14 protein-coding genes are annotated in these 13,341 nt (G+C 63.9%); 13 read left to right on the top strand and 1 reads right to left on the bottom strand.

Features of this window, described 5'->3' with window-relative positions; genetic code table 11:
• Positions 1–146 precede the first annotated feature (146 nt).
• The 13 genes from RM96_RS19405 (at position 147) to RM96_RS19340 (ending at position 12,752) form a co-directional block, all read left to right on the top strand.
• Positions 147–407, top strand: a complete 261-nt coding sequence (locus tag RM96_RS19405; protein ID WP_039012963.1) for an XRE family transcriptional regulator — start codon at positions 147–149, stop codon at positions 405–407.
• 131 nt (positions 408–538) lie between these two features.
• Positions 539–1,636: a branched-chain amino acid aminotransferase gene (locus tag RM96_RS19400; RefSeq protein ID WP_039012962.1), complete on the top strand. Its 1,098-nt coding sequence runs from the start codon at positions 539–541 to the stop codon at positions 1,634–1,636.
• Between the two features lie 310 nt (positions 1,637–1,946).
• On the top strand, positions 1,947–2,525 hold the full coding sequence (locus RM96_RS19395; protein WP_039012961.1) for an elongation factor P: 579 nt from the start codon (positions 1,947–1,949) through the stop codon (positions 2,523–2,525).
• 56 nt (positions 2,526–2,581) lie between these two features.
• On the top strand, positions 2,582–3,049 hold the full coding sequence (locus RM96_RS19390) for a CBS domain-containing protein (RefSeq protein WP_039012960.1): 468 nt from the start codon (positions 2,582–2,584) through the stop codon (positions 3,047–3,049).
• A gap of 46 nt (positions 3,050–3,095) precedes the next feature.
• Entirely contained in the window at positions 3,096–4,487 is a 1,392-nt protein-coding gene (locus tag RM96_RS19385; protein ID WP_039013089.1) for a GntP family permease, read from the top strand.
• A gap of 35 nt (positions 4,488–4,522) precedes the next feature.
• Positions 4,523–6,538, top strand: coding sequence for an acyl CoA:acetate/3-ketoacid CoA transferase (locus RM96_RS19380; protein WP_039012959.1), 2,016 nt, complete (start codon positions 4,523–4,525; stop codon positions 6,536–6,538).
• A gap of 353 nt (positions 6,539–6,891) precedes the next feature.
• On the top strand, positions 6,892–7,605 hold the full coding sequence (locus RM96_RS19370; RefSeq protein ID WP_039012957.1) for a c-type cytochrome: 714 nt from the start codon (positions 6,892–6,894) through the stop codon (positions 7,603–7,605).
• Positions 7,606–7,609: 4 nt separating this feature from the next.
• A complete protein-coding gene (locus RM96_RS19365) occupies positions 7,610–8,923 on the top strand; it encodes a c-type cytochrome (RefSeq protein WP_039012956.1) in 1,314 nt (437 codons plus the stop codon).
• Between the two features lie 5 nt (positions 8,924–8,928).
• Positions 8,929–9,135 carry a hypothetical protein gene (locus RM96_RS19360; protein ID WP_039012955.1) on the top strand — a complete coding sequence of 69 codons (207 nt, stop codon included), beginning with the start codon at positions 8,929–8,931 and terminating at the stop codon, positions 9,133–9,135.
• Complete coding sequence (locus RM96_RS19355; RefSeq protein WP_039012954.1) at positions 9,132–9,725, top strand: cytochrome c oxidase subunit II; 594 nt, start codon at positions 9,132–9,134, stop codon at positions 9,723–9,725. Before RM96_RS19360 ends, RM96_RS19355 begins: the two co-directional genes overlap by 4 nt.
• Positions 9,712–11,334, top strand: coding sequence for a cbb3-type cytochrome c oxidase subunit I (locus RM96_RS19350; RefSeq protein ID WP_039012953.1), 1,623 nt, complete (start codon positions 9,712–9,714; stop codon positions 11,332–11,334). Before RM96_RS19355 ends, RM96_RS19350 begins: the two co-directional genes overlap by 14 nt.
• Before the next feature lie 53 nt (positions 11,335–11,387).
• On the top strand, positions 11,388–12,143 hold the full coding sequence (locus RM96_RS19345; protein WP_238587322.1) for a c-type cytochrome: 756 nt from the start codon (positions 11,388–11,390) through the stop codon (positions 12,141–12,143).
• 51 nt (positions 12,144–12,194) lie between these two features.
• Positions 12,195–12,752, top strand: a complete 558-nt coding sequence (locus tag RM96_RS19340; RefSeq protein ID WP_039012951.1) for a GNAT family N-acetyltransferase — start codon at positions 12,195–12,197, stop codon at positions 12,750–12,752.
• Positions 12,753–12,867: 115 nt separating this feature from the next.
• Here the strand turns inward: RM96_RS19340 and RM96_RS19335 are convergent.
• On the bottom strand, positions 12,868–13,341 hold a 474-nt coding region (locus RM96_RS19335), incomplete at its 5' end, for a GNAT family N-acetyltransferase (protein ID WP_338011421.1).

Here is a 13,341-nt window from a genome sequence, read left to right as displayed (position 1 = left end):
GATGAAATCGCTTTGGCCAGGGGGCTTAGTGTTTCCCCGATTGTCTTATCGAATGTATGCACCAATAATCCTGCCCTCTGCCGGCACCATATTGGCGCATCGACGCTCGAAGGCCATGTTCAAGAACAACAAGACAGGAGGTCCACATGTTTCGATTTGAGTATGGGGAAACCAATGTCTACGCGCAGCTTGGCTTCGCGGACGCCGAGGAAATTCCGCTCAAGGTGGAAATCGTGAAGGACATTGCGGTATGCATAAGAGCCGCAGGCATCACCTTGGCCGACGCTGCAGCCATGCTTGGGACGGTCCAGTCGGATCTCGCCCTGGTACTCTGCGGTAAGTTTCAAGACATTCGCGCAGATGAGCTGCGCGGTTGGCTCGCGCGGCTTATCTCCCGGTTGTGGTGATTGCAGCGCGACCCAAAGAGAGTTGCCCGCCAGCGCCGATATGAAGACGCGCGCGACCAGATTTCCCGGTTCCCGGCCAAAATAACGGGGCAATCGCATCTTCCCCGTCAACCGTCAATCATGGAGCAGGCATGAACAACAACGTTGTTTCGACTATTTCGGTCGAACCCCATGCAAACCCGGTGGCAGCCGCTGAACGCGAACGTCTGCTTCAGGACCCCGTTTTCGGCCGCGTCTTCAGCGACCACATGGCCACCATCCATTACACGGAAGCGCTTGGCTGGCATGACGCCAGGATCGGTCCCCGCGGCGCCTTCCAGTTCGATCCCGCCACGCTGGTGCTGCACTACGCCCAGGAGATCTTCGAGGGAATGAAGGCCTACCGGCAGCCTGACGGCGCCGCCGCCTTGTTCCGGCCGGGCGCGAATGCACGGCGCTTCCAGAACTCCGCCACCCGCCTGGCGATGCCGCCGCTGCCCGAAGCGCTCTTCCTCGAATCGGTGCGCGAACTGGTACGCGTGGACCGGAACTGGATTCCCGCGGCGGAAGGCGCGGCACTCTATCTCAGGCCGTTCATGATCGCCACCGAAGCGGTGCTGGGCATGAAGCCGTCGTCCGAGTACACCTACTGCGTCATCGCGTCGCCGGTGGGCTCCTATTTCAAGGGCGGCGCGCGCGCCGTCACGCTTTGGGTTTCCGATCAGTACACGCGGGCGGCGCCCGGCGGCACCGGCGATGCCAAATGCGGCGGCAACTATGCCGCGAGCCTGGCCGCGCAGGCCGAAGCGATCCGCGAGGGCTGCGACCAGGTGGTCTTCCTCGACGCCGTGGAACGGCGTTGGGTGGAAGAACTCGGCGGCATGAACGTGTTCTTCGTATTCGAGGATGGTTCGCTGCAGACCCCGCCGCTGACCGGCACGATCCTGCCGGGCATTACGCGCGACTCCATCATCATCCTGGCCCGGGACATGGGTCTGACGGTGCGCGAAGAGCCCTACTCGATCGACCAGTGGCAGGCCGACGCCACCAGCGGGCGCTTGCGCGAAGCGTTTGCCTGCGGCACCGCGGCCGTCGTCACGCCGATCGGCACGGTGAAAGGACGCCAGCACAACTTCACGATCGCGGACGGCGGGACCGGCGCGCTGACGGCCCGCCTGAAGGCAGCCCTGCTGGACCTCCAGCAAGGCCGCGCCGCCGATCCGCATGGCTGGCTGGATCGCCTGGTCTGATGCGTCCGGTCAGCCCGATGGGACGCCCCATCGGGCTGACTGAATGAGCAGGCTAACCAGGAGGCAGCCCTAGTTAGCAGGGAGAACGGGTGCGCGGTTAGCCACTTCTTTGCTATCCGGTCCTTCTTGAGCTTGCCGGATGGATTCGCTGCGCGGAGCAGCATTGCATACGCCTTGCGCAGCTCAGCCAGCGGATCTTGCGTCGCCGCTGCCTGCGCCTGCCTCGAGTCGGCGGCCGGGCCGGTTGTTGAAGGCCCGCTGCAGTGCTAGGCTGAATGCGTCGTCTTGCCGACTGGGCGGAGACAAGCGAATGATAGAAGCTTCCGGACTGAAGGCGGGCATGGTCGTCATGCTTGAAGGCGAGCTCCATACTGTTGCCAGCGCCGGGTATCACGCCGGCGGCGGCCAGCAAGGCAGCGCGGTGTTTGCCAAATTCAAGAGCCTGAAGACCGGTCACGTCAAGGCATTGCGCTTGCACCCGGGCGACAAGCTCGAAGAGGTCGTGCTCGAGCACAAGGTGATGGAGTACTTGTACACGGATGGCGTCGCCTTCTACTTCATGAATCCCGACACCTTCGAACAGATCAGTTTGCCCTCGGAAACCATGGGCACATATGAGAAGTTTCTTCAGCCCAATATGCGGATCCCGGTGCAGCTCCATGAGGGCGAGCCCGTCACCATCGCATTTCCCCAAGCGGTCGAGTTGACCATCGTGTCCACGCCGCCTGCCCTGCACGAGCATGAAACCTCTACCTTCAAGACTGCCACGCTCGAGAATGGCATGGAAGTTCTCGTTCCGCAGTTCATCAAGGAAGGGGACACCGTGCGAATCGAGGTCGTCTCTGGCAAATATCTCGAGCGGGTAAGAGGCGGGGCGCGAAAGCCATGACTTCGCGTTTCTTGTCCTGCCAGTAGCACGACCTGCTTCTACCGGAGACGTCATTGATGAACAAAGAGCGAAAGACGGCGCGCCAGATCTTGTCCGAGAAACCTCGCGACGTGATCTCGGTCGGACCCGATGACTCGGTACTGACGGCGCTGCGGCTTATGGCCGACAAGGACGTCAGCACCGTGCTGGTGATGCAGGGCGACAACCTGGCAGGCATCCTCTCCCAGCGCGACTATGCCCGCAAAGTGGAGCTGGCCGGCCGCCATGCCGGCGACACCAGGGTCTCGGAGATCATGACCACGCAGGTGGTCTACGTCACGCCCGCGCACACCTGCGAACAATGCCTGGCACTGATGCACGCGAAGCGCATCCGGCATCTGCCCGTCATCGAATCCCGGCGCGTCATCGGCATGCTGTCCAACAATGATGTCCTGGAAGAACTGATCCTCGAGGACGAGCACCTGATCAAGGATCTCGAGCATGACGTGCTCAACCTGACCATTGATACTGGCGGCTCCTACTAGCGCAATGACGGGCGCCGGCCCGCTCACCAAGAAGGAGAACAACGTGCTGAGCTTCCTGATCGTCCTGGCCGCCCTCTTCTTTCTGATGTTCGTCGCCTACCGCGGCTTCAGCGTCATCCTGTTCGCGCCGGTCGCCGCGCTCGGCGCGGTGCTCCTGACCGACCCGACCCTGGTGCCGCCGATGTTCACCAGCGTGTTCATGGACAAGATGGTCGGCTTCGTCAAGCTCTATTTTCCCGTCTTCCTGCTGGGCGCGGTGTTCGGCAAAGTGATCGAGCTGTCCGGCTTCTCCAAATCCATCGTGTCGTCGGTGATCGCCCTGGTGGGGCGTGAGCGGGCGATGCTGTCGATCGTGGTGGTATGCGCGGTGCTGACCTACGGCGGCGTATCGCTGTTCGTCGTAGTGTTCGCGGTCTATCCGTTCGCCGCCGAGATGTTCCGCCAGGGCGGCATTCCCAAGCGGCTGATCCCCGGTACGATTGCGCTGGGCGCCTTCACCTTCACCATGGACTCGCTGCCGGGAACGCCGCAGATCCAGAACATCATCCCGACCACCTTCTTCAATACCAACACCTGGGCGGCGCCCTGGCTGGGAGTCGTCGGCACGGTCTTCATCCTGGTGGTGGGCCTGGCCTACCTCAACTGGCGCCGGCGCCAGGCCGCAGCCAGCGGCGAAGGCTATGGCGAAGGCCATAGCAACGAACCCGAGGCGTTCGAGCACGGCAAGCTGGCAAATCCCTGGATCGCGATCCTCCCGCTTGTCCTGGTCGGCGTGCTGAACAAGGGCTTTACCGAGCTGATCCCTCGTTTTTATGGCAAGACCCATGAGCTCACGCTCGCTGGTGCCGCCAAGCCGATCAGCACCGAGGTGTCAAAGGTGGCCGCCATCTGGGCAGTTGAAGGCGCGCTGCTGGTGGGTATCCTGGCGGTGCTGGTGTTGGCCTTCAGGCCGGTGAGCCAAAAATTCGCCGAGGGTTCCAAGGCGGCGGTGGGCGGCTCGCTGCTGGCCTCGATGAACACCGCATCGGAGTATGGCTTCGGCGCGGTGATCGCCGGCCTGCCTGGTTTCCTGGTGATTGCCGACGCGCTCAAGTCGGTCCCGAACCCGCTGGTCAATGAAGCGATCACGGTTACCGCGCTGGCCGGCATCACCGGCTCGGCTTCCGGCGGCATGAGCATCGCGCTAGCCGCCATGGCCGACCAGTTCATCGCGGCAGCGCATGCCGCCGGCATTCCCCTGGAGGTCTTCCACCGCATCGCCTCGATGGCCAGCGGCGGCATGGATACCTTGCCGCACAACGGCGCCGTGATCACGCTGCTCGCGGTGACGGGACTGACGCACCGCCAGTCGTACGGCGACATCTTCGCGGTCACCTGCATCAAGACCCTGGCGGTGTTCTTCGTGATTGCCTTCTACTACCTGACCGGGCTCTATTAAATCCACCGCAAACGCCGATAGCGCAAGGTTTGAACATGAACACGCAAGCCACCACGAGTCGTCCGTTGCCAGCCGTCCATTCTCGCGAGAACGGCAAACTGGTCTCGGCGCGCGAAGCCGTTCGCCTGATCCGCGACGGCGATACGGTGGCGACCGGGGGCTTCGTCGGCATCGGCTTCGCGGAAGAAATTGCCATTGCCATCCAGGAACTCTGCCTGGCGCAGGATGACGATGCGCCAGTCAACCTTACGAAGCCTGGCAACCTGACCCTCGTCTACGCCGCCGGGCAGGGAGACGGCAAGGAACGGGGCCTGAACCATTTTGCGCTGCCCGGCCTGGTGAAGCGCGTCATCGGCGGCCACTGGGGCCTGGTGCCGAAGCTCCAGCAGCTCGCTGTCGGCAACCAGATCGAAGCCTACAACCTGCCGCAGGGCGTGATCACCCATCTGTTTCGCGATATCGCCGCAGGAAAGCCAGGCCACCTCTCGCGGGTCGGGCTTGGCACCTTCGTCGATCCGCGCTTTGGCGGTGGCAAGCTGAACGAACGCACCACCGAGGATCTGGTCGAGCTGATGCGTATCGGCGACCAAGACTACCTCTTCTACAAGGCCTTCCCGATCAACGTTGCAATCGTGCGCGGCACCACGGCCGATCCGGACGGCAATATCACCATGGAGCGCGAGGCCCTGACGCTTGAAGCCCTCGCGATCGCCATGGCCGCGCACAACTGTGGCGGCCTGGTGATCGTACAGGTCGAGCGGATCGCCGAAAGAGGCTCGCTCAATCCCCGCCAGGTAAAGATCCCCGGCGTGCTGGTGGACTGCGTGGTGCTGGCGCGACCCGAGAACCACCAGCAAACCTTTGCCACCCCGTACAACCCTGCGTTCTCCGGCGAAACCCGGGTGCCAGCGAGCAGCGTGGCACCGATGCCGATGAGCGAGCGCAAGGTGATCGCCAGGCGCGCGGCGATGGAACTCAAGCCCAACAGCGTGGTGAACCTCGGCATCGGCATGCCAGAGGGCATCGCCGGCGTCGCCAACGAGGAACGGATCCTCGACCTTGTGACGCTCACTACAGAGCCCGGCGTGATCGGCGGCATCCCTGCCGGAGGATTGAACTTCGGCGCAGCGGCCAATCCCCACGCGATCATCGACCAGCCTTACCAGTTCGACTTCTACGACGGCGGCGGACTCGACATCGCCTTCCTTGGCCTGGCGCAGGCCGACCGCATGGGCAACCTGAACGTATCCAGGTTCGGGCCGCGCCTGGCCGGCGCCGGTGGCTTCATCAACATCAGCCAGAATGCGAAAAAGGTCGTGTTTGTCGGCACCTTCATGGCCGGCGGCGGCGAGTTCGCGGTCGTCGACGGGAAGCTCCAGATTCACCGCGATGGCAAGGCCAGGAAGTTCATCCGGGAGGTGGAGCATTGCACGTTTTCCGGCCCATACGCGGCGGCGGCCCTCAAGCCTGTGCTCTACATCACCGAGCGTTGCGTGTTCGAGCTGAGCGCGCAAGGCATGGAACTTATCGAGATTGCACCTGGCGTCGATCTGGAGCGCGACATTCTCGCCAGGATGGATTTCGCACCGATCGTGCGCTCCCCGGTGCCAATGGACGAACGGATCTTCCGCCCCGAACCGATGGGACTGCGCGCGGACGTGTTGCGCCTGCCGCTGGCAGCACGCTTCAACTACGACGATGCGAAGAACATCCTGTTCCTGAACTTCGAGCAGCTCGAGGTGAAGCGCCCGGAAGACATAGCAGCGATCCGCGCGCAGGTATGCCGCATCTGCGAGCCGCTGGGCCATAAGGTCTACACCGTGGTCAACTACGAAGGATTCATGCTCGACCGCGCTGTGGAAGACGCCTATGTCGAAATGATCGAGAACATGGTGCAACGCTACTATCTCGGCGTGACCCGCTTCACCACCAGCGCCTTTATGCGCACCAAGCTCGGTGACACCCTCGCCCGGCGCGGGCTCGCCCCCTATGTTTATGAGACCGAGGCCGAAGCGCAGGCGTCCTTGCGCGATCAGCCGGCAAGCCGATGACGCCAGCTTGCCTGTCCCAATGGCAGACGCAGCTAAGCGGATTCAGGACGGCTTTGATAATCATATGGCCGGCCAAGGCCTCGCCCTCCGGTTGACCGCGCCCGCGCCGTGGCTTCCTGGTCACTGGCTGTCTCACACCACGACAGCAAAGTGCACGGCCGACCGCTTTCTCGCGCTCTTGAGACGACCGAATCTGGGATCCGGAAATGACGCCATCACCCATCCAAAGGCTGAGGGGCACAGGATGCCCTGGCGTGTCGCCCTCGACGACCTCAAATTAAAGTAGTTGCCTTTCCGCTTGACACGGCACGCTTGACGTCTACGCTTGATGCACACCACACGGCACACCGCCCATGCGCCCCACATGGAAGTTCCCGCCGCTCGCGACTCTACTACTCTTTCCCTTGGTTGGGATCGCGCAACCTGAGGCTGTTCCGGCGTTCAGGCAAGTGGACTCCCTCGAAGCCAGGGTGCAAGGCTGTGTTACCTGTCACGGCCAGAGTGGCCAGGGAACAAGCAACGGCTACTTTCCCCGCATTGCGGGCAAGCCGGCCGGGTACCTCTATAACCAGTTGGCCGCCTTTCGCGACGGCACGCGGCGGTATCCGCCGATGAACTACCTGGTGGCCTACCTGCCGGACCCCTACCTGAAGGAAATCGCCGAGTACTTCGCCAAGCTACGGCCGCCGTTCGCGCCCACAGAGCGCACCAACGATGCCCCGACCGTGCTGGCGCGTGGTCAGGCGCTGGTGACGAAGGGCGACGCCGGCCAGGGCATTCCGGCCTGTGCCGCCTGCCACGGCAATGGGCTGACCGGCATGGAACCGGGCATTCCGGGGCTGGTCGGGCTGCGCCGCGCCTATGTCGTCGGCCAACTCACGCGCTGGAAGGTAGGCGAGCGCCATGCGGCCGAGCCGGACTGCATGAAGCGCATTGCCGGCAGGTTGAGCGACGCCGACGTCTCGGCGGTGGCGGCGTGGCTGTCGCAGCAGCCGGCCCCGCGCGACTCGTCGCCGGAATCCTCCAACCTCATTCGCATGCCGCTGGCGTGCGGCAGCCAGCGGTGATGCGGTGAAGCGCTGGCCCACGCTCATCCTCGGCATCGCGGTCATACTCGCCGTCGTGGTGCTGGCGATGCGCTTCGTGCCGCGGCCGGTTTCCGCACCGCAGCAGGCGGGCTCGCCGTCGGCAAAGCCCGTCTCGGCCGGACCGGCTGGCGCTGCCACGCAGATCATCACCAAGGGCGAGTACCTGGCCCGCGCAGGAGATTGCGTGGCCTGCCACACCGAGCCAAACGAAAAACCCTTTTCCGGCGGACGGCCAATGGCCACCCCCTTCGGCAACCTCTACGTGCCCAACATCACGCCCGACGATGAGACCGGTATCGGGCGGTGGAGCGCTGACGACTTCTACAAGATGATGCACACCGGCGTCTCGCGCGATGGCGCCCTGCTCTACCCGGCCATGCCGTTCGCCTCGTACACGAAGGTGACGCGCGAGGATTCGGATGCCATTTATGCCTACCTGATGTCCGTGCCGCCGGTGAAGCGCCCCAACCGGCCACACGAGCTGCGCTTTCCGTTCAATAAGCGCGAGTTGCTGATCGGCTGGCGCACCCTGTATTTCAAGGAAGGCGAGTACCAGCCCGATCCGAAGCAGACGGTGCAATGGAACCGTGGTGCCTACCTGGTGGACGGGCTGGGCCATTGCGCGATGTGTCACACGGCGATCAATGCGTTGGGCGGCTCGAGCGAATCGAAGGAATTCGAGGGTGGCATGATCCCGAACCAGAACTGGTACGCACCGTCGCTGACCTCCAATCGCGAGGCGGGACTGGGCAACTGGCCGATCAAGGACATCACCGACCTGCTGCAGGTGGGCATCTCTCACCGGGGCACGGTGTATGGACCGATGGGCGAGGTGGTCTACAACAGCCTGCAATACCTGACCGATGCGGACGTGGAAGCCATGGCCGTCTACCTGAAGTCGCTGGCCCCGCGCGACACCGAAGCGCCGCCTACCAGCCAGGCGCGGCTGGTCCAGCCAGCGGTGATGGAACTGGGCCGGCAGGTCTACACGCAGCAGTGCGCGATGTGCCATGCCGAAGACGGCAAGGGCCATTCGCCCTCCTTCCCGCCGCTGGCCGGCAACCAGTCGATCACGATGGCCTCGCCGGTCAATTCCATCCGCATGGTCCTCAACGGCGGCTATGCGCCCGGCACCGCCAAGAACCCCCGTCCGTACGGCATGCCGCCGTTCTCGCACATCCTTGACGACGAAAAGGCTGCCGCGGTCGTCACCTATGTCCGCGTAGCGTGGGGCAACGCCGGAACGCCGGTCGCCCCCAAACAGGTGAATGAGTTGCGCAGGCTGCTACCGGAGTGAAGCCGATGACCCTACCCAGTCCGACACCCGGCGCGAAACCGGGCGCCCCCGATCCTGACCAATTCGAGCCGACCGAGGCCGACCTGCACCGCGTGGTCAGCGCGGGGCCGACCGGCGCTTTCGCCGTGGCGGGGGTGGCGACGGCCATCGTCGTGCTGATCTACCTCGCCTTCTGGTTCTTCATCCACGTGCCGAGGGGGATGGTCCAGTGAACGCAGCGACGCCGCCTTCCAGTCCGTCCGCCGCCCCCGACGGCCATCACGCCGAGGCGGTCGCGGTCGCGGCCGAGCGGCGCTGGGCCGTGGTGGTCGGACTCATCATCGCCGTGATCATTCTGTTGATGATCTTCGCCGGGCTGCACTGGGCGTCGATGCCGCCATCGCGGGTGGAGACGGTGAATGTGAAAACATTGCACCTGCGCGGCGAGTTCGCCGAGGGCAACCTGGGCACCGCGGTGGACGCCGATGGCAAGGTCACGGTGCGGCTGATCGCTCAGCAATACTCCTTTGAGCCGCAGTGCATCGTGGTGCCTGCAGGCGTGCCGGTAACCTTCCGCGGCACCGCCGCCGACGCCATCCATGGCTTCATCGTCGGCACGACCAACGCCAACACCATGCTCATCCCCGGCTTCGTCGCCACTTTCACCACCACCTTCCCCAAGGCTGGCGAGCACCTGATGCCCTGCCACGAGTACTGTGGCACGGGCCACGAGGCGATGTGGGCCCGGGTGGAGGTCCTGCCCCGGGAGGAGTTCATGGCCCGCGCGCGTAGCGCGGAAAGGATGAACTGTGTTTCTCGCTAGAAAGCTCGTCCTCGCGCATTTCTGGGTGGCGTTCGTCGCCTTCCTCGGCGCTATCCTGCTCGGCGAATGGCAGATGTTCATCCGCAGCCCGCTGGCTCAGTGGGTCAACAATCCCGAGCACTACTACCGCTCCGTGACCGCCCACGGCACGATCATGGCCTATGTGATGCCCACGCTGGTGGCGATGGGGTTCGGCTACGCCGTCACCGAGCTCGCGCTGAAGCGGCCTCTGCTGGGGCTGCGCTGGGCGTGGCTCGGCTTCTGGCTGTTGATTGCGGGCACGGTGCTGGCGGCCATCGCCATGGGACTGGGCAAGGCGTCGGTGCTCTACACCTTCTACCCGCCCATGATTGGCAGCCCGTTTTACTACCTCGGCGTGGTGCTGGTAGTGGTGGGCTCGTGGGTGTGGGTGGCGCTGATGTCGGTGAATCTGCACGCCTGGCGGCGAGACAACCCCGGCGCAACCGTCCCACTGGCGATGTACGGCACAGTGGCCGGCGCCTACCTGTGGGCGTGGACGTCGTTGGGTGCTGCGGTCGAGGTGCTGGTGCTGATCCTGCCCGCGTCGCTGGGGCTGACCGACACCATCAACGCCGGGCTATCGCGTGTGTTCTTCTCGTGGACACTGCATGCCATCGTCTACTTCTGGCTGATCCCGGCCTACGTGGCCTTCTACAGCATCGTGCCGCGCGCCATCGGCGGGCGGCTCTACAGCGACACGATGGGGCGGGTAGCCTTCGCGCTGTTCCTCGTTTTCTCCATGCCCATCGGCATCCATCACCTGTTTGCCGATCCGCAGGTCGGCGCGGGCTTCAAGTTCGTCCATGCGGCCATGACGGGGCTGGTGACAGTGCCTACGCTGCTCACAGTGTTTACCATCGTCGCCTCGGTGGAGATCGCGGGGCGGCTGCGCGGCGGCAAGGGCGTGTTCGGCTGGCTGACGGCGCTACCGTGGCACAACCCGATGATGCTGGCGATAACGTTCTCCTTCATCATGCTCGGCCTGGGCGGCGCCGGCGGCATTATCAACATGAGCTACCAGCTCAACGAGACGGTACACAACACGCAGTGGGTCACCGGACATTTCCACCTGATTTTCGCCGGCGCCATCGTCATCATGTACATGGTGGTCGCCTATGACCTGTGGCCGCAGCTCACTGGCTGCGCGCCGCTGCAATCGGGGATGGTGCGCCTGCAACTGTGGCTGTGGTTCCTCGGCATGCTGGTGCTGTCGCTGCCATGGCACTGGGTGGGCCTGCTCGGCATGCCGCGCCGCATGGCCTACTACGACTACAGCCACCCGGCGCTCCATCCGCAGGCATGGACGGTAACGGCCTCCACTTTCGGGGGGCTGGCGATGGTCGTCTCGGCCATCCTGTTTGTGCTGATCCTCGCCCGCGCCCAGCGGCGCCCCGGGCCGGCGCCCGCCCCCTACACCTTCAGCCAGCCGCTGCATCCCGGCGCCCGGCCGCCAGCCGCGCTGAACGGCTACGCGCTGTGGGTGGGCATGATGATCGCGCTGACGCTGGTGAACTATGGCTATCCCATCGTGCAACTGGCCATGCTGGACAACGCCCGCGTGCCGGTGGTGCCTATCGGGAGCCGCTGATGCAAGACAACCGTACGCCCCCGGACCGCAGCCCGCTCGGCAGGCAGAGTGTGGTGGCTCTGGCCCTGCTCACCGCCCTGCTGATGCTTGTCGGCTTCCTGTGGCTGCCCATGGCGCAAGGCGACTTTACCGTGCGTGGACTGTGGGACACGATCTGCCGCGCGGCGGGCGTACCATCCCAATGGGCCGGCAACAGTGCTGCCCGGACCGGCCACGTCGCCACCAACGTCGTGCTGGACCGCGCAATGGCCCATGCCGCGCCGGCCGACGCCGTGGGCCGTGGTGCCACCCTCGCGCTGAACTGCACCATGTGCCACGGCGCGCAGGGCATGAGCGCATCCAATGCGCCCAACCTCGCCGGACAGTATCCGGAAGTTATCAGCAAGCAATTGCAGGACTACAAGACAGGCAAGCGTGGCAGTCCCATCATGGAGACGCTTTCCCGGAATCTCTCTGAGCGCGACATCGCCGACCTCGCGGCCTACTACGCTTCGCTTCCCAAGGCCCGCACGGCTCCGACGACCTACGACGAAAACCTGCCCGCGTTGGTGCGCGTGGGAGACCCGCTGCGCAATGTGGCGCCCTGCATTGCTTGCCACGGCGGCGTGGATCAGAAATTCGGCGCGCCGTGGCTCGAAGGCATGCCACTGGCCTATTTGACAAGCCAGTTGCATGCATTCCGCGAGGGTACCCGCCGTAATGACAGCGAGGCGCAGATGCGCAATATGGCGCGAGCAATGAGCGATCGAGAGATCGAGGAAGTTTCGAAATTTTACGCAAGAAAGAACAGTGCGGCGGAGGGGCGCTAGCAATCGCATCTACGACGCAATGGATGGTGCCCATATCAGCCCTTTGAGATCATGCACGAGAATGCATCCGCAGAAGCCCGCTTGCCGTCCCGCGCGACCTTGCGCGACGGACGGCGGGTAGTCCTGCGCCAGATCCTGGCGCAGGACAAGGCCGGCTTGCTGGCAGCCTTTCACCGCCTGTCCGACGATTCGCGCTATACGCGCTTCATGGCTTCCATGCGCGAATTGCCCGACGCCATGCTCGAATCGGCAACGCACCCGGTGGCGGGACGCGAGTTCGCGCTGGTAGCCGTGTCCGACGACGGTGAAGCCGGGGCCATCGTCGGTGGCGCACGCTACGCCGCGGGTCCCGGTAGCGATACCTGCGAGTTCGCCATTACCGTCGCCGACGACTGGCATGGCGTTGGATTGGCGAAGTGCCTGATGCATAGCTTGATCGCCGTTGCCCGTGCTGCCGGCTATCGAAACATGGAGGGCTATGTCCTGGCCTCGAATACTTCCATGCGACGGCTTGCCCGCGGGCTGGGCTTCGTTGATACAGCCTGCCCGGAAGACAGCACGCTGCGCGTGGTCGTGCTTGGCCTGGCTGAGGAGCCGGGGGCCGCATGAGAGTCAGCAAGGCCGGAGCCTTGCGAGCATTCGTGACGACGGATGACACGGCTTATCGGCAGACTTATGCAACGAATTTGCGATTCAGGACACTAGCAAGCCTGCCAGCAGTGACTCAATCCAGATTGCGGCACATATAGTGAATGCGGGCCCCGAAGCGGCGCAGAAAGTCCTTCGACAGTTGCATCTCCCTTACGATGCTATCCACCGGAGTCAGCGTAAATCCGTGTCTGGCGAAGAATCCAGGGTGTTCATCTGTCAGTACGGTTGCCTTCGTACATCCGGCGGAGCGTGCTCTCATCAAGAGAGCGCCGACCATGTAAGTGGCGATCCGATGCCCGCGGTATTCGCGTAGCACGGCAACGGTGTGAACAGCGAAGGTATGGCCGTACTGCTCGCCGTGTGCGCAACCAACGACCATCTCGCCAAGAACCGCGACATGAAAGAGACCTGCCCCCTCAGTCAAGTCACTGAGTGGCAAACCACACGCCTCTAGTGCAGCGTTCCATTCTGTTTGGAACTTAAGCGGCGGTTGGCGCGAATGACTTTCTGCAAGATGTCGCGAGCGCTCTTGGTCCAGATGAACGGC

The sequence above is a fragment of the Cupriavidus sp. IDO genome, from assembly GCF_000812465.1.
Taxonomy (GTDB): Bacteria; Pseudomonadota; Gammaproteobacteria; order Burkholderiales; family Burkholderiaceae; genus Cupriavidus.
This window is presented reverse-complemented; position numbering and strand designations above follow the sequence as displayed.